We start from the raw sequence: 21,653 nt of genomic DNA on the forward strand, positions 1-21,653 counted from the left end.
TAGAACAAGGGGCAGGGTTTCCCCGTAGAGGGGAGAAGGCGGCGGGGAGTCGAAGGAGGCGGCCCATGGCGACACTCACCATTCGAACGGCGGCGCTCCTGGCCCTCGTCCTGGCCGTGGCGGCGGCGGCGCCGGCCGCGCCCCGGGCGACGATCGAGTTCTGGACGATCTCCCTGCAGCCGTTCTTCACCGACTTCGTGCAGGGCCTCGTCGCCGGCTACGAGCGGGCCAACCCCGGGGTGCAGGTCCGGTGGGTGGATGTGCAGATGCAGGCCATCGAGCAGAAGCTCCTGGCCGCCATCGCCGGGGGCGTGCCGCCCGACGTCGTCAACCTGAATGTGGAGTTCACGGTACGCATCGCGGAGAAGGGGGCCCTCCTGGACATGGACGGCGCCGTCCCCGCCGCCGATCGGGCCAAGTACTTCGAGGGGTTGTGGACCAGCGCGCGGTACCGCGGCCGCAGTTACGGCATCCCCTGGTACATCGCCCCGCCGGTCCTCTTCTACAACAGCGACCTCTTCAAGCACGCCGGGTTGGATCCTCTGCGGCCGCCGGCCACCGAGGAGGAGATGATCGAGGCCGCCCGGCGGATCAAGGACCGCACCCGGACCTACGGCTTCATGCCGCTGATCGACGGCACGCGCCTGATGCACCGCTTCCTGGAGAACGGGCTGCCGATGTTGAGCCCGGACGGCAGGCGCGCCGTCTTCAACTCCCCGGCCCACGTCGCCTACCTGGCGAAATACGTTGACCTGTTCAAGAAGGACTACTTCCCGGACGACACGCTGCGCCGCGGGTTCGCCGGCGCGGTGGAGCGCTACAGCGCCGGCCAGCTGGGCATGCTGCTGGTGGGACCGCAGTTCCTGCTGCGGATCAAGGAGAGCAACCCGGAGGTCTATGCGAAGACCTTCGTCGGCCCCTACCCCATGGGCGGGGGGAAGGTGATCCACACCGGGCTGATGGTGCTGGCCGTGCCGAAGACCAGCCGGAATGCGGCGGAGGCGGTGAGGTTCGCCCTCTACGTCACCAACGACGAGAACCAGCTGGCCTTCTCCAAACTCCCCCTCACGGTGCTGTTCCCCTCCACGAGGAAGGCCGCGGCCGACCCCTTCTTCAAACAGCAGGGCGCCGGGCCGGAGTGGAAGGCGCGGGCCATCGCCGCAGACGAGCTGAAGTTCGGGCGGGACCTCACCGTGGTCGTAGCCAATCAAAGCGAACTCTACAAGATCTTCCGGGAGGCCGTGGAGAGCGCGTTCTTCGGGAAGATGAGCCCGAAGGAGGCGCTGGACTGGGCCGTCCGGGAGTGGAATGCCCGGCTGTAGCCCGCCCGCCCGCAGGCGGGGGATCGTTCTCCTCTTGCTGATCCTGGCCGCGGCCGCAGGGTCGCCCGCTGTCGGGGCCCCCGGTCGCGCCGTGCCGGACGCCTATCTGCCCGCGCCCGCATCCGGCGATCTGCTGCCGGTCCCAAAGGAAGCGACCATCGGCAGGGGATCCTTTGCGCTCTCTTCCGCGACGCGGATCGTCGTGGCCGACGGCGCGACGGACGAGGACCTCTTCGCCGCGCGGGAGCTCAACGAGGAACTGCGGGCCATGGGGGCTCCCGCGCTGCAGGTGGTCCGAGAGCGGGAGGTCTCCGGTCCCGATGGCCACGTCCTCATCGGGCAAAACTCCGCCCACGCCTTGCTCCGCCGGGCGTTGGGTGATGCGGCGCCCGTCGCCCGTCCCGAAGGGTATCTGTTGCGGGTCACTCCCTCGGCCGTTGTCGTCGCCGGGGCGGACCGCCGCGGCACCTTCTACGGCGCGCAGACGCTCCGCCAGTTGCTGCGGCGCGGGGCGGGGCGCAGTATCCCCGAAGCCGTGATTCGCGACTGGCCCGACCATCCCATCCGCGCCGTACACCTCCTGCTGGACAACGCCTCCGACCCCTTCCACATCGACCTCATCGACCGCATCCTGGCGCCCTACAAGTTCAACACCATCGTCGCCGAGGCCGAGCACGTGCAGTGGGAGAGCGGCCGTCCCTGGTGGAGGCCGGATTCCCGGGGGGCGACGAAGGCGCAGGTCCGTCGGCTGCTGGAGGCCGCCCGGGAGCACCACATCCAGGTCATCCCGCTCGTGGCGACGCTCGGCCACAGCGAGTGGGTCTTTGCCGGGTTGCAGGACGAGACGCTGTGCCCCCGGCTCGCCTACAGTCCGCGGGGAGAGGTCACCTGCGACCGCGGGCGCGGGGTGTTTCCCGCCGTCTACGATCCCACCAGGCAGTTCACGGTGGAGGGCCGGACGACCACGCTCAACGAGGCCCTGATCGTTCCCGTCCTGAAAGAGGCGGTGGATCTGTTCAGACCGCAGTACCTGCACCTCGGCCACGATGAGGTCCGCGGACCGTCCGGGCTGCGCTACGAGATGGCGCTCTACCTTCGGGACGTCATCGCGCTGGCCGGCGAACTGCGCGCCCTGAACGTCCGTCCGATGATTTGGGGCGACGTCCTGTGGGAGCGCAGGGCCGAGGCCACGGCCCAGCCGCAGTACAGGGACCTGCCCCCGGACCTGGTGATCGTGCCCTGGAAATACGAAGAGGTTCGGGACTACCCCGAGCTGGCCTACTTCCGCCAGGCCGGATTCGACGTGCTCGGCGCCACCTGGTACCGGACGGCCAACAACCACTTCTTCAGCCGCGCGGCGAGGGCGGCCGGGGCCCTCGGCATGATCCGCACCACGTGGACCGGGTCCTTTCAGAACCGCGCGGCGCTCGGTCGCGCCTACCAGCAGCTGTATACCTACCTCACCGCCGCGACCTATTTCTGGACGGCGGACCGGCCGGCCCCCGACCGCGCGCCGTCCGATGGCGAGTTGAGCCGGCGGTTTGCGGATGCCTGGACCCGGGGGACGTCGGTCCCGGAGCAGTCATCAGGCACCTTGCTGGACCTCTCCCCCGTCGCCAACCAGCGGCACATCGACGACGACGGGAAGGGCTGGCTGGGCAAGGGGCGCGACTACGACCTGCGCGCGCTCCGGCCGGGCCGCCGGCGACTCGGCGGCGTGCTGTTTGAGGTGCTCGATCCCGCCCGGAACCGGGGCCGGAGCATCATCATGCTCAGGGGCGAGCGCGACGTGGCCGCCTCCCTGCCCGAGCGGGTGACGGTGCGGTTCGGCGGGCGCGCCGCCTGCCTGGTGTTTCTCCACACCACGCTGGACCGGGCGGTCACCTTCGGCGAAGTCGTCGGCCGCTACACCATGGTCCTGGCGGACGGCCGCCGTGTGGCGCTGGAGCTCAGGTACGGGCAGAACATCAGTAGCTGGTTGGCGGATGCGGAGAGAGGAATCCCGTCCATCGAACAGGAAGTGGCCTGGACAGGCCGGACGGTCGCGGGCAACGATGTGCTGCTGACGATGGTCCGCTGGAAGCACCCCCAGCCCGAGGTGCCCGTGCAGTCCATCGAACTGGCCAGCGCCGGCGGCCGGGCCTCTCCGGCCGTCTTCGCGATCACGGCGCTGGACCGATGCCCGTGAAGCGGCGCGCCACCCTCGTCGCCTACCTCTTCCTGTTGCCGGCACTCGGGCTGCTCGCGGTCTTCACCTTCTACCCCGTGATCTACGGGACCGTCCTCAGCCTGTTTGAGTACGACATCATCAACCCGCCGCGCTACGTGGGGCTGCAGCAGTTCCGGCGGTTGCTGGGCGACCGCTACTTCTGGATCGCCATTGCGAACTCGGCGAAGTACATCCTGGTTGTGCCGGTCATCCAGCTGGGTTCGATCCTGCTGGCCGTGCTGGTGAACCGGCGGCTGCGGGGCATCGGGGCGTTTCGCGCCGCCTACTACATTCCGGTGATCACCTCCTGGCCGGTGGTGGGGATCATGTGGACCTGGATGTACGATCAACAGGGCGTCGTGAACTGGATCCTGCGCAGCCTGGACCTCATCAGCCGCCCCGTCTCCTGGTTGAGCCATCCGACGATCGCGCTGTACGCCGTGATGTTCGTCACGATGTGGAAGGGCCTGGGCTGGTACATGGTCATCTACCTGGCCGGGCTGCAGTCGATTCCCGCGGAGTACGAAGAGGCGGCGATGCTGGACGGGGCCTCACGGAGCCGCATCTTCTGGCGGATCACCGTGCCGCTGCTGCGGCCCTACGTCCTGCTGGCCTCGCTGATCTCCACGATGGCCGCGGTGAAGGTCTTCGAGGAGATCTACGTCATGACGCGCGGTGGCCCGTTCTTCAGCACCTACACCATGTTCATGTATATCTTCGACGAAGCGTTCCAGGAGTTGAACATGGGCTATGCTGCGGCGCTGGCCGTGGTGCTGGCCGCGGTGATCCTGGTCTTCTCCGTGGTGAACTTCCGCGTCTTCCGATCGGGCGGACTGGAATGGTACTGAGGAAGGCCGGCCTCTACCTGATCCTGCTCGCCCTCGCCGCCTTCACCACCTTTCCCTTTCTGTGGACGCTGCTGGTCTCGCTGCGCACCCGCGGGCCCATCTTCGCCATCCCGCCGGATTTGAGTCTGGGGGGGCTGAGCGCCGCCAACTACGTGGGGGTCTGGAACACGCTGCCCCTGCCGCGCTATGTGCTGAACAGCCTGTACATCGCCGCCATGGGCGTCGGGCTGACGCTGATCGTCTGCTCCCTGGCCGCCTATCCCCTGGCCCGGATGCAGTTCCCCGGTCGGAATGTGGTCTTCTACGCGATCATCGCCACGCTGATGCTGCCGGAGCACATCGGGCTGATCGTGAACTTCATCACGATGATGCGCCTGCGCCTGGTGGACACCTACATCTCGGTGTACCTGCCGAGCGTCGCCAGCATCTTCGGCATCTTCCTGCTGCGCCAGGCCTACCTCTCCATCCCCCAGGAACTGGAGGACGCGGCGCGCATCGACGGGGCCGGGGAACTGACCATCTGGTGGCGGATCCTGCTGCCCCTTACGGTCCCGGCGCTGGCCACCCTCGCCATCTTCCAGTTCGTGGCCTTCTGGAACAGCTTTCTCTGGCCGATCATCATCCTGAAGACTCCGGACAAATACCCGCTGGCCGCCGGGCTCCTCTACCTGCGCGGGCTCTTCGCCCACAACACCCGCTTCATCGCCGCCGGCACGGTGATCGCCACACTGCCGATCATCGTGGTTTTTCTCTTCACCCAGCGCTACTTCATGCGCGGGATCACGGCAGGGGCGATCCGGTGACGCGGCATCCGGTCCTGCTCTTCGTGCCTCTCGATGACCGGCCGGTCACCTGCGACATGGTGGTGGAGCTGGCCGAGGCGGCGGGGGCGGAGGTGCGCACGCCCGACCGCGCCCTGCTCGGGGACCGCGATCGGCCCGGGGATGTGCGGGGAATCTGGGAGTGGCTGGAGGCCGCAGCGCGCCGTGGGGACGGCGCGGCGCTGATCGCCTCGGCAGAGATGCTCTGCCTCGGCGGGCTGGTCGCTTCCCGCAAGAGCGAGGCCGAGTTCGAGGAGATCGCCCCTCTGCTCGAGCGCCTCGTCGCCCTCGCGGCCCGCCTGCCCGTCTACGTCTCGGCGGTCATTCCCCGCACCCCGGTGGTGCCCACGGACGAAGACGCACCCTACTGGGCCGCCTACGGTGATGCGCTGCGGAGTATCACGGCGGGCGCGGAAGGACCGCAGCCCTCCGTCCCGGAGGCGCTGGACGTCGTCCTGCAGGCCGCAGACCTCCCCGACCCGGTCCGCGAGGCCGTCCGGCGGCAGCGGGGCCGCCATCTCCGGATCAATGCCCGGCTGATCGCCGCGGCGGCGTCCGGCGCCATCCGGTATCTCCTGATCGGGCAGGACGACACCGCGCCGGGCAGCCTGTCGCAGATCGAGCGGGAGGCGCTGCAGGCGCTCGTGGATCAACTCGCCGCATCCGGCGTGATGCTGACGAGCGGGGCGGACGAGCTCAATGCGCGGTTGCTGGCCCGGTGGCTGAACGACCTGACCGGCCGGCGGCCGTCGGTGCGCGCCCTCTACACTTTCCCCTGGAGATCCGACGGCGTTCCCCTGTACGAAGCGCAGCCCCTCAATCGCACGGTGGCCGAGCACGTTGCCAGCGCAGGGTGTGTTCCGGGCGGCGACGATCCGGAGATCGTGCTCTGGGTGCACAACTTCGAGGACCGCCAGCGCGAGGCGCAGGATCAGCACGAGGCGCCGTCCCTGCAGGGGCTGGAGCCTCTCCTGAGGGCCGTCCGCGCCGCCGTGCGCGAGGACCGCGTGGTCGCCCTGGCCGACGTCCGGTTCGCCAACGGCGGCGACCGGGAGCTTGTCACCCGTCTCCTCGATGAGCCGCGATTCGCCGGGATCGTCGCGTATGCCGGGTGGAACACCTGCTCCAATGCCCTGGGATCGGCCATCAGCCAGGCCGTCGTCGCCTGCCATCTGCGTGCCTACACGCTGCCGGGGGACGACCGTCGGTACCGTCTTGCGCTCTTCCGACGGCTCCTCGAGGACTGGGGATATCAGAGCGTCGTCCGGCCGCTGCTGACCCGGTGGATCATCGACCAGGGGGGGCGCTCCGCGGAACTGGGTGAGCATGAGGCCGAGGCCGAGCGGCGGGCCCTGGAGGGCATGAGAGATGTTGTGCTCCCCCCTCTGCAGCGGTCGTACCGTTACCATCCGATCGACGTGCAACAGGTGATCTTTCCCTGGCACCGGCTGTTCGAGGTGCGGATCGCCCTGCAGATGCCCGCCACGAGTCGGGGCCGGCAGCAGATCGTCGTTGTGGACTACGATCCCGACTGGCCGCGGCGCTACGAAGAAGAGAGGGCCGCCATCGTTCAGACGCTCGGTCCCCTCCTCCGGGGGATCGAGCACGTCGGCAGCACTGCCGTGCCCGGGCTGGCGGCGAAGCCCATCATCGACATCATGGTCGGGGTGGCCGCCGACGATCTGGACGGGGTCATTGAGCCCCTGGCCGTCCTCGGGTACGAGTACGGTCCCGACTGGGAGATCTCGATGCCGCTGCGCCGGTACTTCCGCCGTCTCGCCCCGGACGGTTCGCACACTCATCACCTGCACGTCGTGCCCTACGGGGAGGAGTTCTGGACGCGGCACCTGCGCTTCCGCGACTACCTCCGGACGCACCCGGAGGCGGTGCGCGCCTACGGTGACCTGAAGAAGCGCCTCGCGGCCACCCGCCGGGAGAGCATCGACTACACCTTCGCCAAGACGGAGTTCATCCTGTCCACCGAGGCGGAGGCGGGAGTGGTCCACCGCAGATGAGCGAGACCTACGACGTCGTCGTTGCCGGAGGCGGTCCCGCCGGAACCGTGGCCGCCGTGGCCGCGGCGCGCAACGGCGCCCGGGTGGCGCTCATCGAGCGCTACGGGTTCCTGGGCGGCGCCCTGACCGCGGCGATGGTCGCCCCCATGATGGGATTCCATGCCGGGGATCTCCAGGTCGTGCGCGGCATTCCCCAGGAGATCATCGAGCGGCTGCAGCGCCTCGGCCTCTCTCCCGGGCACGTCCCCGATCCCATCGATTTCTGCTACACGGTGACGCCCTTCGACTACGAGGGGCTGAAGCGCGTCCTGCTGGAGCTGGCCGTCGAGGCGCAGGTGGAGGTGTGGCTGCACAGCCTGATGCTCGCGGCCGACGCCGCCGCGGGGCGCGTCGGCTGCGTCCGCGTGTGGCAGAAAGACGGCGTGAAGACGCTGAGTGCCGCCGTGTACGTGGATGCATCAGGTGACGCTGATCTCTGTGCCTCCGCCGGGGCTCCCTTCGAGATCGGCCGCGCCGCAGACGGCATCCCGCAGCCTATGACCCTGATGTTCCGGCTGCACGGCGTCGATTGGGACGCGGTGATGGCGCACTTCGCCCTGCACGACGAGGACCTGCAGCACGGCCAGGGCGTCCACGAGCGCATCGATCTGGACTGGCTGCGGCATTTGCCGATCCGCGGTTTCGCCGGGTTCAAGGGGCTTGTGGCGGAAGCCCGGGAGCGCGGAGAGTGGACGGTGCCCCGGGACCGCCTCCTGGTCTTCGAGGGCATTCGCCCGGGCGAGGCGGTGGTGAACACGACGCGGGTCACCGGCGTCGTCGGCGTGCGCGGGGCGGATATGATCCGGGCGGAGATCGAAGGCCGGCGGCAGGCGCACGAGGTGGTGCAGTTCCTTCGCAACAGAGTGCCAGGATTCCAGAGCGCGTTTCTCGTCGAGACTCCGGCACAGATCGGGGTGCGGGAAACACGCCGCGTGCTCGGCGCGTATGTGCTGCAGCAGGAGGACATCCTGGGGGGCGTCAAGTTCCCGGACGCCGTGGCCTGCGGCGGCTACCCCATCGACCTGCACGACCCGGTGTCGATGCGTCTTACCGCGAAGCGCCTGCCGCCGGGCGAGTACTACACCATTCCCTACCGCTGCCTGTTGCCCCGCGGACTGCACAATGTGCTGACCGCCGGCCGCTGCATCTCCGCCACCCACGAGGCCTTCGCCGCCTTCCGCGTTTCAGCCATCGCCATGGCCATCGGGCAGGCCGCCGGCACCGCGGCGGCGATGGCGGCCGCCTCCGGCCGTCCCCCCGCCGACGTGGACATTACGGAGCTGCGCCGCCGGCTCCGGGACCAGGGGGCGTTCCTCCCCCCGTGATGATTCCCGACCGCCGGCCGCTGCTGATCGTCAGCCTGCCCCGGAACGATCCGGCCCTGGCCGCGGCGGCGCGTCAGGGCGGCGCCGACGTCTTGAAGGTGCACGTGAACGTACGCCACCTCGCCTCGGGTACTGTATTCGGGACCCTCGCGCAGGAGCGGCCGCGCCTCGAGCAGATCCTGGCCTTCGGGTTGCCCACGGGCCTGGTGCCGGGAGAGGAGCGGATGCTCGCCCCGGAGGAGATGCCCGAGATCCGGCGGATGGGTTTCGCCTTCCTCGACGCGTTCGTCGACACGATCCAGCCGCATCTGTACGAGGCCGGCATTCCGGTCATCCCGGCGCTGCCCCACTCCGCCGACGATCGTTTCCTGGAGCGGTCCCGCGATCTCCCGGGCGACTGGGTGGAGGCCGCGGTCGTGGCGCCCGATGGCTACGGGAAGCCGCCGGAAAAGGCGGACTTCGTCGCCCTGCGGAAGGTGGGGAAGGCGACGAGAAAACGCCTGATCGTGCCCAGCCAGCGATGGATCACTCCGGCGCACGCCGTGCGGTACTTCGGAATTCCCCAGGTGACGGCGCTCATGATCGGCGCCGTCGTCACGGGCATGGAGGCGAAGTCGCTGGGCGCCGCCACCGCCGCCTTCCGCCGCGCCCTCGATCGCCTCTTTTGATCGGCTGATTGACACCCGCGGAGGTCACTCCTAGAATGAGGTTGCCCTAATAGCTTTCGCTCCGCGGTAGCTCAACGGTAGAGCGTCCGGCTGTTAACCGGAGGGTTGTAGGTTCGAATCCTACCCGCGGAGCCACTTAGAACGGCCCCCCGTTTTCGACAGTATCGCAAACGCTGGTTTCAGGTTCAGATGCACCTTTCCGTCGTTTAGGACGGCGTTCGAAGCGACCACATTCAGAAGGGTCTTCTTGCGGTCCGAGTCCCCATTCATGAAGATTTCGGAGAGTCGCCGGGCGAAGATCAGGAGGGGTGACCTTGCGGATGGAGGGCACGGATCTGCGCCCAGGTGTTGTACGTGAGCAAGTCGGCACCTCGCCAGTTGGTGACTGGGAGGGCCTTTTCCTCTGGCATTCTCACACCCCCTGGGGGCGCCTTAGGGGGTGGGCCAGATTTCGAGCATCACTCCTGGATCAGTTTACAGGCATCGCTAACACCATGGGCTCGATGGACTTGCGCGGCAGGTCCAGCAACTGGCCGTGGAGGTACTGCAACCCCCCCTGCCCGTTGTTCGCGCCGGCGGAAGAGGGGGCTGAAGATGGCGTGGTAGGCCTGGAGTTCCTCGACGAGGGCCTCCACGTCCCGGGGCGCCAGATTCACTGTTGGGGGTGAGGCAAGGACAGGGGCGGGTGTCCGTGGCATGGGTGCGACTCCTGGTCCGACGTCTGCTGCGACGATGGCGACGACCGTTGCCAGGCCGATTGTGCTACGCTCGGAGGTTAATGTCTCGTTGTAATACTAAGGATCAACCCTGCTAGGAAGACGCTGCTCGCATTCGGGCGTGCCGCACAACGGCCGTTTGGGACCGTCAGCTTCGAAGATAGACGTAAGATTGATACCCGAATTGCTGAGATCCTGAATGACTGACCAACTGCTTGTCGTTCAATTTCCTCACCCTGGCCATGAGCACGGGTCGGATTGGGATAACGTCAAGGAATGGAACGTGGGCCGCCACGCGCGGAAGTTCATGGAAGTTTCCGGGCGGTGGCGAGAGACCTCCGATCTCTCGCGGCCAGAGAGCGCAAGGGCGGCATCGTCTTCTGGGGTGAGGGGGACCGCAATCGTTCGTAAGATCGTCCTGCGCGGGGAGTCGATGCGCAAACTCTGCGCCAAGCGGCGGACATGAGGACGCGCACCAGGGCCGTGAGGGGGGACGGGTGAATTACTTACGCCACGCCGAGAGGGGGTGAGACGTCTCCGAGACGGCGGCTCGTCGCTGCGCTCCGACGGTGATCGCTATCACTGGACTGGGTGATCGGTAAGGCGCGAAGCGGCCGTTGGGAATCACACTGAACTGGGTGTTCGAATTCCGCGAAATCCGCACGACGCTGCCCTGGGGTCGCCGGGAAGGACACAAATCATGGCTGTTGCGTTACTCCTGTCATGAAGACATATTTGACCTGCCCCCCGAAAACTGATCCAGGCTAAATGAGACTGCCGCCCTGGGGGCGAAGACGCAGCCCCTAAGGAGGCAGCCATGCGGAAGAGTCGCTTCACCGAGGAGCAGATCATCCTCATCCTGCGGGAGGCCGAGGCGGGCGCCGCGGTCACGGAGCTCTGCCGCCGGCACGGGATAACCAAGCAGACCTTCTACCGCTGGAAGGAGAAGTATAGCGGTCTGAGCGTCGACGAGGCGCGGCGGCTGCGGCAGCTGGAGGATGAGAACCGGCGGCTGAAGCATCTCGTCGCCGATCTCACGCTGGACAATCAGGCCCTGCGGACGGTGCTCGCAAAAAAGCCCTAAGGCCCGCCGCGCGGCGAGAGGCCGCCCAGATCGTCCGGCAGGAGCTTGGCCTCTCGGAACGCCGCGTGTGCGGGCTGCTGGGTCTGGCGCGATCGACGGCGCGCTACCGCAGCCGGCGCGGCCAACCCGAAGTGCTCGATCGCCTGCGGATGCTCGCCGCGCGCTGGCCGCGGTACGGTTATCGCCGCCTGCACATCGAGTTGCGGCGGGAGGGGATGCGGATTAATCACAAGCGGGTGTATCGCCTCTACCGGCTCCAGGGGCTCGCGCTGCAACGCCGAACGCGCAAGCGCGCGGCCGGGCTGCGGGGGCTGCCGCTCGGCGTGCCGAGCCGTCGCAACCAGCGCTGGTCGATGGACTTCCTCAGCGATGCCCTGGCCAGCGGGCGCCGGTTCCGGGTGCTGATCGTCCTAGACGACGGCATCCGGAAGGCGCTGGCGCTCGAAGTAGACACGTCGCTGCCGGGGCGGCGGGTGGTGCAGGTCCTGGAGCGATTGATTGCGGCGTACGGGAAACCGGAGCTCATGGTGATCGATAATGGGCCGGAGTTTGCCGGACGTCTCTTAGATCAGTGGGCGTACGAGCACGGGATCAAGCTCCACTTCATCGAGCCAGGCAAGCCGGTCCAGAACGCCTATGTGGAGAGCTTCGCCGGAAAGCTACGCGATGAGTGCTTGAACGGGCACTGGTTCACCACCCTGGCCGATGCCCGGCAGACCATCGAGGCCTGGCGGCGGGAGTACAATGAGATCCGCCCGCACAGCGCGTTGGGCGATCTCCCGCCAGAGGAGTTCGCACGGTTGGTGGAACAAACAGAGCTCGCTCCCCAGGCTGCAGTCACATTATGACTGGACCAGAAAAGGGGGGCAGGTCATATTCGCCCTGGGTGGACTTAGGATGCGTTGCATCACTACCACACCGCTTTCTTTGACACCAAACTTCTTAGGGGGTTGTTTTTCTATGATATCGAAGCCAACACGTTGAAAGAATCGAAGGGCCTGCTGGTTGTGCTCCAAAACGCCGATCCGAATCCTTCGGGCACCCTGGCTCGCTGCCCACTTCTCAAACGCAGAGAATACCTCGGAACCTACGCCCTGCCGCCTGCGTGACGGATGTAACAACATTAACCCGATGCTCCATTCGCCAGCCGCCGGATAATCCCGGATTACATCAAGAACACCTGCCAGAATGTCATCAGCCTCAAATAGACCAATCAGAAGTTTGTCTTCGTAGTGCTTTCCCTCGGGCAATGCGATGAATGTGCTATGCGCTTCCGAAGGTCCAGGGGGCAATCCGAACTCCAGTTCAAAGTACTCTTGGGATTGCTCGAAGAGTTCTTGCAGTGCGGGAACATCCTGCTCCGCGATTATTGCCGCGGACCAGGCCCCTGTTCGAAATAACTTGTTCCGGCGAGCGGTCATGAAATTGCAGCGAGCGCTACCGAACGCGCTGCATCATCTCTGTGAAGGATTACCTTGTCTTATCCTCGACATCGCCGCTGAGCACAAGTAGGGTTCTGGACAGAGCCGCAAGAATCGGAATGACTTCGCCACGTACGGCATTCCGGGAATGCGACGGGTCGAAGAAATTGTCCGCCATGATGTCCTGGATGTCAGCAATCGTGTGCTGACCATCACATAGTCTCCAAATCAAGTAGGTGGTCGTACTCATACCAACCATGCCGCGGATCCCTGGAGAATAGCAGATTGCAGCTCCCCACTCTGGGAGAAACCGACACCGGACCGCTGGATTCCTGCGATATGTCTCCTGTTCTCGCTGTCTAGCCCCTTTCACAGATTCTATCCTCCCTGGACCTTCCAGCACAGTGGGTCGGGTGCGTCCCAGCATCCCGTTACATAGAACGCCGATGCTCGGCAACCTCCTCCGCAGGCGGCGAACAGCTGACACCCATCGCACTCACCTCTAGGCCTCACGTGGCGTAGTGACGTCCATGCGGGAGAATCCCACATTTCAAGCAGTGGTTTGGTCCAAATATTCCCATAATAGCATACTTCCCTGAGATAAGAGCAGCCAATGACATTCCCGCAGGCATCGACCGTACATGCTTGCGTGCAGCAGTTGTGGATATTGGGGTAGTATCGATGGGCCACAGTGATGCCCTCAACCGACTTCAGACTCTCAAGGGCATCACGAAGTTCTACTTTGGTGGGGGAAATCTCAGCCCAATTCCGTTTCGCCCCGCCTACGTAGTAGACGCCTAGCAGATTCACTCTCCTTACTCCAAGGTTCCTTGCAAACTCTATGTAATCCTGAAGCAGCAGGATGTTCTGACGTATGACCGATGTGTAGAGAATTGTCTCAACCCCAGCTGATCGTAGATACTCTATGCCGCGAATCGTTGCCGCAAAACTCCCGGGCGTTCTCGTGACCGCCTCATGGGACGTCTGCGTAGGACCGTGTAAAGCAACAAATACCGCACTGACTCCGAGTTGATAGGGGCGGCGAGCTGCCCGGCTGTCGAGCAGCGACGCATTGGTGGATATATCTACAGAAAGTTGGCGTGTTGCATGGTCCAAGATCTCAAACAAGTCGGGTCTGGAGAAAGGTTCTCCTCCCTCAATGAGTAGGCCGAGGAACTGGCTCTCCACCAGGTAATCAATAAATGAGGTGATTTCTGCTGTCGAAAGCTCGCCTGGGGCTGGTTCGGCACTACATCGGTAACAATGAAGGCAGCGCAGATTGCAGGCAGCCGTGACCTCGAGGGTACACGAGATTGGTCTTGTTGGTGGTTTCACTGGCTTACCCTCTCTATGGAGGTACTCCCTTCTTGTAAACCGTGGGCGCGATGTCATAAGGCCACAGGGCGTGTCCCGCCAAGAACGCACCTAAGCTCAGGAGGCTAGCCACTGCAAATAGAGAGCGTGTGGGGAAGTATTGAGCTAGTGCGCCCCAGGTCATCATGCCAAGAACCTGTGCACTCTGGATCGCTAAGGTGCTAAACGCAAAGACACGTCCGCGCAGAATATCAGGTACCAGCCGCTGTAGGATTGTGGTAAGCAGGATTGCAGTGAGGGCGTTCCCGATACCGCCTACTGCCAGCATCGCGAGGACAGTCGCTAAGCTCACACTAGTAGCCACTCCCATTGTGGAAACGCCCAGGAGCAGCGATCCGCCCAAGAAGAGGCGTCGCCAACTCCAATGGTGGCCAACGCGCATCAGGAGGCCGGAGCCCACGACCATGCCGAGACCCCAGAAGGTGACCATCATGCCGAAAGCAAGCTCGGCGTTGGCAGAGATTTCGCGGGCGAAAACCGGCTCAAGAGCGTTCAACGCGGCGGCCCCGAGAATGGTGGCAGCCACGATCGTCACGGCTCCGAGCGCAACCTTCTGACCAATTAGGTAGTTGAAGCCGGCCAGCATGTCTGAGTGAAAGGACTTGTCAAACTTCTCGACACCATTGGTGGGCAAGCCACGCATACGTATAGTGACAAGTAACAGTGCGGATATCAGGAACGAAACGGCATCAACCACAAAGGCACCTCTGGCACCGACAAGCCCCAGCGCTATCCCGCCGACGGCGGGACCTGCTACCATCGCGCCGGTGTTTAAGCTCTGACGGAGCGAGTTGAATTTCAGCAACGATCTTTCGTCAACAAGATTTGGAAGGACCGCGGCGAGGGCTGGACCGAAGAACTGTGACACAGCACCGACTGAGAACGCGGCCGCCAACAATAGCCACAACTCGTTTGTGAGCACCATGACTACAAGAAGTCCGGCTCGCACTAGATCGCTGATAATTAATATGTTCCGTCGATCGTAATAGTCTGCCACGACTCCGGCGAAGGGTGCCACGAGAATGGCCGGCAGTAGCTCGAAAAGCAAGGAAAAAGACGCGAGAATCGGTTGGCCAGTCCAGTCTAGTACCAGAAGCGGCAAGGCGATGTAAGCCAACCAGTCACCTATCTGCGACAGAAACTGACCCAGGAGGAGCCGAGCCAAATCCCCACGTATCTTACTCGCCCGTCGTCGTAGCGTGCCAAAATCAGGCGTCACAGGGTCACGCATCTCAACAACCCAGGCGTCACGCGCCGGATTCCCCAATTTGAGGTACCCGCTGCACAGTTCCCCAGGGAACGAAATACACTAAGCCACGATCCGACATCTGACGCAACATGAACGAAAACTCCGCGGCAGTCACCCCGGCTCGCCGCCAGAGTTCCGTCGAAAGCTCGTGAAGCGTAAGCCTTCCGTCAACGCTCAACCATATAAGTGCACCAGCGGCATTGAGGCGAAAAACCCGCTCCGTGTCAACGTCCAATAGTACGAATGCCCCGGGGCGGACTCGCAGGTACACTACCCCCGGAGCTCGAACGGGAATCAACGAGACGTCTTCCTCAGGGTTGGCAGCAATATACGCGTTGCTCACGAACCCGCTACGACGCAACCGGCAAATGCTCCCTGCAATGTCAGCGTAAGGGTAAGGGAGAGCTACTAAATCAGCATCCCGGCGTGGAATCTGCTTCGTCCCAAAACTATGAGAGTATACGCGGTGCAAGACCGCGGCATCGACTCGCGAGAGCAATACGAGGTGTCGATACCCGACATGGTAAGCGACAGCAACCGGTCCTCTTGCGCCGCTCAGAGGATCCTCGGGCATGTCCCGGAGTTCGAACCATTTGTTCCCTTTCGGAATTTGGCGTGAAGGCTTAACCCCGGCCTCTTGATAACAGGAACGCAGGAAGTTCCACTCTTCCCAGCGCTCCTTGAACCCCAGGGTCCGCTTTAGGGGGACACGTCCCACTACTCTGTAGGCTTCATCGATCAAATCCTGACCGACCCATCGCCTTAATATTTCCGCCGCGGTCTCCTGACTCAGCCCCTGCTCCACTTCGTATCTGCGCTCTGGGCTCAGCTCATCCTCGTCTGCAGGCGGAAGAATGTGAACACCGAAGCGCGCAGGATCCTGCGCGACGCGCGAAAGCACGTCCAACCGAAAGATACCCACCCCATTGGAGCAGTGCTGGTTTCCAAATTCGCGGGTCGTTAGCTTTGATATTTCGTCCAGGAAGGTAAGAGTCCGTTCTGCATCCTCGGCTGTTTCGCCGGGGAATCCCAGGAAACAGAATAAGTGATAACCAATGCCTCTTGCTAAGCATCGTTTCAGAACAGGAACTATGTCGGCAAGTTTGACCCCTTTGTCCATGAGATCAAGAACTCGTTGATTGTAGCTCTCCAACCCGAACTGGATGATTCGCATACCCGCTCGCGCTAACTGAGCAACCAAATCCTCGTCAAGGTTCGGGTTGAAGCGGGTCTCCCCGTACCACCGGAGCACAAGCGCCTGATCGAGAATACTGCAGGAGAAGCACAATGCCCTTTACTTTACCTTCGTCGATGAGACGCTTGAACCAGGCATACTCCGTCGGCTGTCTGCATCTTAGGGCTGTGGGACGAGGCCGCCATCCTGGTGTTCCTCTACGCGGTCGCCGAAGGCCTGGAGGAATATGCCTATGCGCGGACGCGGTCGGCCATCCGCGCCCTTCTGGACCTGGCGCCGAAGGAAGCGACGGTCCTCCGCGACGGACGGGAAGAGACCATCCCGGCGACCGAGCTGAAACCGGGAGACAGATTTGTTGTCCGGCCCGGGGAGGCCCTGGCCACAGACGGCATCATCCGGGATGGGGCCTCGGCCCTCGACGAGTCGCCGGTCACCGGCGAATCGATGCCGGTGGAGAAGGGGCCCGGGAGCGCCGTATTCGCCGGGTCCGTCAACAAGCAGGGCGCCCTCGTCGTTGAAGCGACCGCGGCGTTCGAGGACAACACGCTCTCCAAGATCATTCACCTCGTGGAAGAAGCGCAGGAGCGGAAGGGGCGGCTGCAGCGGTTCATCGAACGCTTCGGGAACCGCTACACGCCGGCGGTCCTGGTGGCCGCCGGCCTCCTCCTGCTGATTCCACCGCTCTTCGGGCAGCCGTTCCTCCCGTGGGCGGTCCGGGCGGTTGTGCTTCTGGTGGCGGCGGCACCCTGCGCCCTGGTCATGTCCACCCCGGTAGCCGTGGCCGCGGGCATCGGCACGGCCGGGCGGCATGGCGTCCTCATCAAAGGCGGACTGCACTTGGAGAACCTCGGCCGGGTGCAGGTCGTGGCCTTCGACAAGACCGGCACCCTCACCGAGGGGAAGCCCGAGGTGACCGATGTTCTCCCGGCGGCGGGAACCACGCGCGAGGAACTCCTGGCTCTGGCGGCGAGCGTCGAACAGCGTTCAGAGCACCCGATCGGCAGAGCCATTGTCGGGCGCGCCGAGGAGGAGGGGGTCGCACTCCAGCCCGTACATGAGTTCGAGGCGCTGACCGGCTTGGGCGCGAAGGCCCGGATGAGTCGGACCGAAGTCTTTGTCGGCAGCCCGGCGCTTCTCGCAGAGCGGAAGATTCCCCTTGGCGAGATTCAGTCTGAGGTGGAACGACTCCAGGCGGAAGGGAAGACCGTTGTCGCGGTGGGCAAAGACCACTCCCTCGTCGGCCTGCTCGCGCTCCGCGACCGGGTACGTCCGGGAGCCAGGAAAGTACTCCGGTCGCTTGAGCAGGTTGGGGTCAAGGTCGCCATGCTGACGGGAGACAACGAGCGGACGGCGGCGGCGATCGCGAAAGAGCTTGGCATCAGGCACTTCCATGCCGGGCTCAGGCCGGAGGAGAAAGTCCAATACGTCAAGCGGATGGAACGGGAGCTCGGCTCCGTCGCCATGGTCGGCGATGGAATCAACGACGCGCCGGCCCTCGCCGCGGCGACCGTCGGGATCGCCATGGGGGCGGCGGGAACCGACGCGGCCATCGAAGCGGCGGATGTTGCCCTCATGGCCGACGACCTGGAGAAGGTCGTCTACGCCGTCCGGCTTGGGCGAGTAGCGCGGACGATCAGCACCCAGAACATCGTCTTCTCCCTGCTGATCCACAGCGTCTTGATCCCCGGGGCGTTGATCGGCGTCCTGTCAATTATCCTGGCGGTTGCAGCCCATGAGGGCAGCGAGTTGCTGGCGGTTGCGAATGGGCTCCGGGTCGCCCGCTACCGGGCAGCGCGGCCCTGACCTGCGGTCGAGCAAGGTGGTGGAGAGAGTTGGGCAGAGCCAAGAAGAAGGTGAGGGAGCGCACCCGAGAGCTGAAGGCGGAGGGACGCGGCGACAGGGACGGCAAGGTCGTCTGCTTCTTCCAGGGCGCGCACAAGTTCAAGACCAGGTACGCGACGTTAGGCTTCAGCGATGCGGCGAACCTCGACGAAGGTGCGATGTGGCCGACCGCTTTCGCCCTGAAGGAGTGGACGCCCGCGGTCGAGGCCAGAATCGTCGCCCTGGTGAAGAAAGCCGTGAGCTGAGGGCGGTCGATGGTCGTCCTCAGGCGCTTCACTTCCTCGCCGTCACGTTCACCATCCACTGCACGCCGAACTTGTCCGTGCACATGCCGAAGGTATCTCCCCAGGCGGCCTTCTCCAGCGGCATCACGACCGTGCCACCGGCGGCGAGGTTGTTGAAGTAGGTCGTGAGCGTGGACTGGTCGTCCCCGCTGAGGGACAGGCTGATGCTCGAGCCCGTCTGGTAGGGCATTCGCCTGGGGGTGTCGGAGGCCATGAGCACCAAGCCGGCGGGGGTATCCAGCCGCGCGTGCATGATCTTGTCGTCCTCGCTCGGGTCGTCCGAGGCCTGGAACTCCCTGAAGGTCGTCAGGGAGAGCTCACCGCCGAAGACCGATCGGTAGAACTCCATGGCTTGCCGGGCGTTGTCCTTGAAGCTGAGATACGGATTCAGCAGCACCGTCGTCATCCGTCCCTCCCTGGCGCCCACGGAGGTGGTTCTGGGCGAGCCTCGTTGTTGCCCCTTCCAACGACGGGCGGTGCCTCCTATTCCCGTGGCGGCAGGCCGGCTGAAGGGGGCGGGGAAGGCCGGATGGAACCCTGTGCACAAAGCCGTAGGAGGGACGGAATGAAGACCGCACAGATCAGGATTGTCGCGGCGCTGCTCGCGCTGGGTGCGATGCTGTGGCCTCTGCTGCCGCCCTTCGGGGCCGATCTGCAGGCCGCTCCGGCCGCCAGACTGAAGGTGGCCGCGGTGTTCCCCGGCGTGGTGACCGACGCCGACTACAACACGCTGGGCTTCGTCGCCCTCCGGTCCGTGGGGAACGAACTGGGCGTCGACGTGGCCTACTCGGAGAGCGTCGCCGTGCCCGACGTGGAGCGGGTGATGCGGGAGTACATCGACCTGAAGTACACCGTCATCTGGACCCACGGCGGCCAGTTCATCTCCCAGACGGAGAAGCTGGCCCGGGAGTTCCGCAACGTGACCTTCGTCGCCGAGGCGGACGCCCCCCTGGGGGAGCTGCCGCCCAATCTGTGGGTCATCGACCGTAACTTCCAGATCGGGTTCTACCCCATCGGCGCCCTGGCCGCGATGCTCACCCAGTCCGGGAAGATCGCCTACGTCGGGGGGCTGACCCTGCCCTTCTCCTACGCCGAAGTGCACGCCGTCCGCCAGGCGCTGCGCGACCAGCGGCGGACGGTGGACCTGAAACTGGTCTGGGTGGGCGACTTCAACGACCCGGCCAAGGCCCGGCAGGTCGCCGACGCCCTCATCGCCGACGGCGTGGACGTCATCATGGGCTCCCTCAACCTGGGGATGCTCGGGATCTTCGAGGCCGTGAAGGCCGCGCCCCGGCGCGTGCTGGTCACGGCCAAGTACACGGACAAGGCTGGCTTTGCCCCCCAGCATTACGTCACGTCGGTGCTGTACGACTTCGCCGGCCCGCTGCGTTCCATCGTCCGGCGCATCCAGCGGGGGGAGACGAAGGGCTATTACCCGCTGGGCTTCGACACCGGCGTCGGGCTGCAGTTTCCGCTGCGGAACACTCCGGAGTCGGTGAGCGCGACGATGCGCAGGCTGATGACCGACCTCGTGGCGGGGAAGATCAAGGTCGTCAAGGACTTCACCCCGGTGCGTTAGCAGGCGAGATGCCCGTGCTCCCGGCCGCCGGACCACCGGCGGATCTCCTCCCGCCCGGTCCCCGGACGATTCTGGAGCTCCGGGGTGTGCGCAAGGCCTTCGGACCGGTCGTCGCCCTGGCGGCGGCGGATTTTCAGCTCCGGGAGCGGGAGATCCACGGGCTGCTGGGCGGGAACGGCGCCGGGAAGACCACCCTGATGAACATCCTCTACGGTCTGTACCGGGCCGACGCCGGTGAGGTCTTCCTGGACGGTCGTCCCATCGAGATCCGTTCTCCTCGCGACGCCCTTCGGCACGGGATCGGCATGGTCCACCAGCACTTCCTGCAGGTCGAGACCTTCACCGTGGCCCAGAACATCGCGCTGGGGATGCCCGCAGGGCGCCGGCTGCTCCCCACCCCGGTTGAATCCGAGCGGCGCATCCGGGAGCTGGCCGCGCGGTTTGGTCTCGAGGTGGATCCCCACGCCCTGGTGGCGGAGCTGCCGGTGGGCGTGCGGCAGCGCGTCGAGATCCTCAAGGCGCTCTACCGCCGGGTGCGGATCCTGATCCTCGACGAGCCCACCACGAACCTGACACCGCAGGAAGTGGACTCCCTGTTCGCCTCGCTCCAGGCCATGGTCAGAGAGGGGATCAGTGTCGTCTTCATCACCCACAAGATCCGGGAGGCCCTGGCGGTCTGCCAGCGCATCACCGTGATGCGGTCGGGACGGCGCGTCCTCACCGTGCCGCGGGAGGAGGCGGCGGAGGAGGCGCTGGTGCGGGCGATGGTGGGGGAGGAGGTCGACCTCGGCCGCAGCGTGCTGTTCTCCGGCGGAGGCGGGAAGCGGCGGCCCTCCGGAGGACCGGCGGTGCTGCGGGTGGACGGGCTCTCGGTGAGCGCGAAGGGCGGCGTGTCCCTGGTCAGGGACTGCAGCCTCGCCGTGTCTGCCGGGGAGATCTTCGGCCTCGCGGGGGTGGCGGGGAACGGACAGCGCGAGCTCGTCGAGGCCCTGGTGGGCGTGCGTCGGGCGGCGGGCGGCCGGGTGTGGATCGGGGAGGCGGAGGTCACGGACGCCGGCACCGCGGACCGGCTGGCGCTGGGTGTGGCCTACATTCCGGAGGACCGCCTGCACGATGGATTTCTCCCCCGAGGGACGGTGGCGCAAAACCTCATCCTGGGCGCGCACCGCCGCCGGCCTTACGCCCGAGGGCCGTGGCTGGACTGGCGGGCCGCCTTCGAGGCGGCGAGGCGGCTGATCGAGGAGTACCGCATCCACACTCCGGGCCCCGACACTCCCGCCGTGAATCTCTCCGGGGGAAACATCCAGCGGCTGATGCTGGCCCGAGCCTTCTCTTTTCCGTGCCGTCTCCTCATTGCCCACAATCCCACCCGCGGATTGGACGTGCCCTCCACGGAGTTCGTCTACCGGAAGTTCCTGGAGTTGCGGGACCGGGGGGCGGGGACCCTTCTGATCTCCGAGGATCTGGACGAACTCTTCCTCCTCTGCGACCGGATCGCGGTGCTGTACCGGGGCCGGATCGCCGGGGTGCTGGGGCGGGAAGAGTTCGACCGCTACCGGATCGGGCGGCTGATGGCCGGCGTGGAGGCGGCCGGTGCCGGACCGGCGGGTGCGCGTCCGTGACCGAACGGGTGCTTCGCGGTCGGGGTCCGCAGGGATGGCC

At 65.3% G+C, this 21,653-nt stretch carries 14 protein-coding genes, 1 tRNA gene and 1 pseudogene; 13 read left to right on the forward strand and 3 right to left on the reverse strand.

Annotated features, from left to right (window positions below; translation table 11 throughout):
* The first annotated feature begins 65 nt into the window (after positions 1–65).
* From QN141_02405 to QN141_02445, 9 genes are all read left to right on the forward strand, one after another.
* Positions 66–1,322 (forward strand): sugar ABC transporter substrate-binding protein, encoded by a 1,257-nt coding sequence (locus QN141_02405; protein MDR7557322.1) that lies wholly within the window; start codon positions 66–68, stop codon positions 1,320–1,322.
* Positions 1,309–3,510 carry a beta-N-acetylhexosaminidase gene (locus tag QN141_02410; GenBank protein ID MDR7557323.1) on the forward strand — a complete coding sequence of 734 codons (2,202 nt, stop codon included), beginning with the start codon at positions 1,309–1,311 and terminating at the stop codon, positions 3,508–3,510. The genes QN141_02405 and QN141_02410 overlap by 14 nt, the downstream gene beginning before the upstream one ends.
* Positions 3,501–4,379 carry a sugar ABC transporter permease gene (locus tag QN141_02415; GenBank protein MDR7557324.1) on the forward strand — a complete coding sequence of 293 codons (879 nt, stop codon included), beginning with the start codon at positions 3,501–3,503 and terminating at the stop codon, positions 4,377–4,379. Before QN141_02410 ends, QN141_02415 begins: the two co-directional genes overlap by 10 nt.
* The gene (locus tag QN141_02420; protein ID MDR7557325.1) at positions 4,370–5,182 is read left to right on the forward strand and encodes a carbohydrate ABC transporter permease; all 813 of its coding nucleotides are present in this window, start codon (positions 4,370–4,372) and stop codon (positions 5,180–5,182) included. The genes QN141_02415 and QN141_02420 overlap by 10 nt, the downstream gene beginning before the upstream one ends.
* A complete protein-coding gene (locus QN141_02425) occupies positions 5,179–7,215 on the forward strand; it encodes a DUF4127 family protein (GenBank protein ID MDR7557326.1) in 2,037 nt (678 codons plus the stop codon). The genes QN141_02420 and QN141_02425 overlap by 4 nt, the downstream gene beginning before the upstream one ends.
* Positions 7,212–8,579 carry an FAD-dependent oxidoreductase gene (locus QN141_02430; GenBank protein MDR7557327.1) on the forward strand — a complete coding sequence of 456 codons (1,368 nt, stop codon included), beginning with the start codon at positions 7,212–7,214 and terminating at the stop codon, positions 8,577–8,579. Before QN141_02425 ends, QN141_02430 begins: the two co-directional genes overlap by 4 nt.
* Positions 8,576–9,247, forward strand: a complete 672-nt coding sequence (locus QN141_02435) for a hypothetical protein (protein MDR7557328.1) — start codon at positions 8,576–8,578, stop codon at positions 9,245–9,247. The genes QN141_02430 and QN141_02435 overlap by 4 nt, the downstream gene beginning before the upstream one ends.
* A 60-nt stretch (positions 9,248–9,307) precedes the next feature.
* Positions 9,308–9,382: transfer RNA gene (locus QN141_02440), tRNA-Asn, on the forward strand.
* A 1,398-nt stretch (positions 9,383–10,780) separates the two neighbouring features.
* Positions 10,781–11,895, forward strand: a protein-coding gene (locus tag QN141_02445; GenBank protein ID MDR7557329.1) for an IS3 family transposase whose coding sequence is annotated in 2 segments (ribosomal slippage) — positions 10,781–11,033 and positions 11,033–11,895 — 1,116 coding nt in all. Because the reading frame shifts where the segments join, the coding sequence is not laid out codon by codon here.
* Here QN141_02445 and QN141_02450 read toward each other — a convergent pair.
* Positions 11,890–12,468: a GNAT family N-acetyltransferase gene (locus QN141_02450; GenBank protein MDR7557330.1), complete on the reverse strand. Its 579-nt coding sequence runs from the start codon at positions 12,466–12,468 to the stop codon at positions 11,890–11,892. The genes QN141_02445 and QN141_02450 overlap by 6 nt on opposite strands.
* Positions 12,469–13,816: 1,348 nt before the next feature.
* Positions 13,817–15,073, reverse strand: coding sequence for an MFS transporter (locus QN141_02455; GenBank protein MDR7557331.1), 1,257 nt, complete (start codon positions 15,071–15,073; stop codon positions 13,817–13,819).
* Between the two features lie 1,369 nt (positions 15,074–16,442).
* Between QN141_02455 and QN141_02460 the strand changes: the two genes are divergently transcribed.
* Together QN141_02460 and QN141_02465 are read left to right on the forward strand one after the other, a co-directional pair.
* The gene (locus QN141_02460) at positions 16,443–18,089 is read left to right on the forward strand and encodes a cation-translocating P-type ATPase (protein MDR7557332.1); all 1,647 of its coding nucleotides are present in this window, start codon (positions 16,443–16,445) and stop codon (positions 18,087–18,089) included.
* Positions 18,090–18,184: 95 nt separating this feature from the next.
* Positions 18,185–18,373: pseudogene (locus QN141_02465) on the forward strand (hypothetical protein).
* A 28-nt stretch (positions 18,374–18,401) separates the two neighbouring features.
* Here the strand turns inward: QN141_02465 and QN141_02470 are convergent.
* Positions 18,402–18,818: a VOC family protein gene (locus tag QN141_02470; protein ID MDR7557333.1), complete on the reverse strand. Its 417-nt coding sequence runs from the start codon at positions 18,816–18,818 to the stop codon at positions 18,402–18,404.
* Between the two features lie 159 nt (positions 18,819–18,977).
* Here QN141_02470 and QN141_02475 point away from each other — a divergent pair, with 159 nt between their 5' ends.
* Positions 18,978–19,991, forward strand: a complete 1,014-nt coding sequence (locus QN141_02475; GenBank protein MDR7557334.1) for a BMP family protein — start codon at positions 18,978–18,980, stop codon at positions 19,989–19,991.
* An 8-nt stretch (positions 19,992–19,999) separates the two neighbouring features.
* Complete coding sequence (locus QN141_02480) at positions 20,000–21,613, forward strand: ABC transporter ATP-binding protein (protein ID MDR7557335.1); 1,614 nt, start codon at positions 20,000–20,002, stop codon at positions 21,611–21,613.
* Positions 21,614–21,653 lie beyond the last annotated feature (40 nt).

The sequence above is a fragment of the Armatimonadota bacterium genome, from assembly GCA_031459765.1.
In the GTDB taxonomy this organism is placed as follows: Bacteria; Sysuimicrobiota; Sysuimicrobiia; order Sysuimicrobiales; family Kaftiobacteriaceae; genus Kaftiobacterium; species Kaftiobacterium secundum.

Excerpts from the sequence above, each read along its gene's own strand:
- QN141_02405 (MDR7557322.1), top strand. The coding sequence starts at position 66 with ATGGCGACACTCACCATTCGAACGGCGGCGCTCCTGGCCCTCGTCCTG.
- QN141_02410 (MDR7557323.1), top strand. The coding sequence starts at position 1,309 with ATGCCCGGCTGTAGCCCGCCCGCCCGCAGGCGGGGGATCGTTCTCCTC.
- QN141_02415 (MDR7557324.1), top strand. The coding sequence starts at position 3,501 with ATGCCCGTGAAGCGGCGCGCCACCCTCGTCGCCTACCTCTTCCTGTTG.
- QN141_02420 (MDR7557325.1), top strand. The coding sequence starts at position 4,370 with ATGGTACTGAGGAAGGCCGGCCTCTACCTGATCCTGCTCGCCCTCGCC.
- QN141_02430 (MDR7557327.1), top strand. The coding sequence starts at position 7,212 with ATGAGCGAGACCTACGACGTCGTCGTTGCCGGAGGCGGTCCCGCCGGA.
- QN141_02450 (MDR7557330.1), bottom strand. The coding sequence starts at position 12,468 with ATGACCGCTCGCCGGAACAAGTTATTTCGAACAGGGGCCTGGTCCGCG.
- QN141_02455 (MDR7557331.1), bottom strand. The coding sequence starts at position 15,073 with ATGCGTGACCCTGTGACGCCTGATTTTGGCACGCTACGACGACGGGCG.
- QN141_02470 (MDR7557333.1), bottom strand. The coding sequence starts at position 18,818 with ATGACGACGGTGCTGCTGAATCCGTATCTCAGCTTCAAGGACAACGCC.
- QN141_02475 (MDR7557334.1), top strand. The coding sequence starts at position 18,978 with ATGAAGACCGCACAGATCAGGATTGTCGCGGCGCTGCTCGCGCTGGGT.
- QN141_02480 (MDR7557335.1), top strand. The coding sequence starts at position 20,000 with ATGCCCGTGCTCCCGGCCGCCGGACCACCGGCGGATCTCCTCCCGCCC.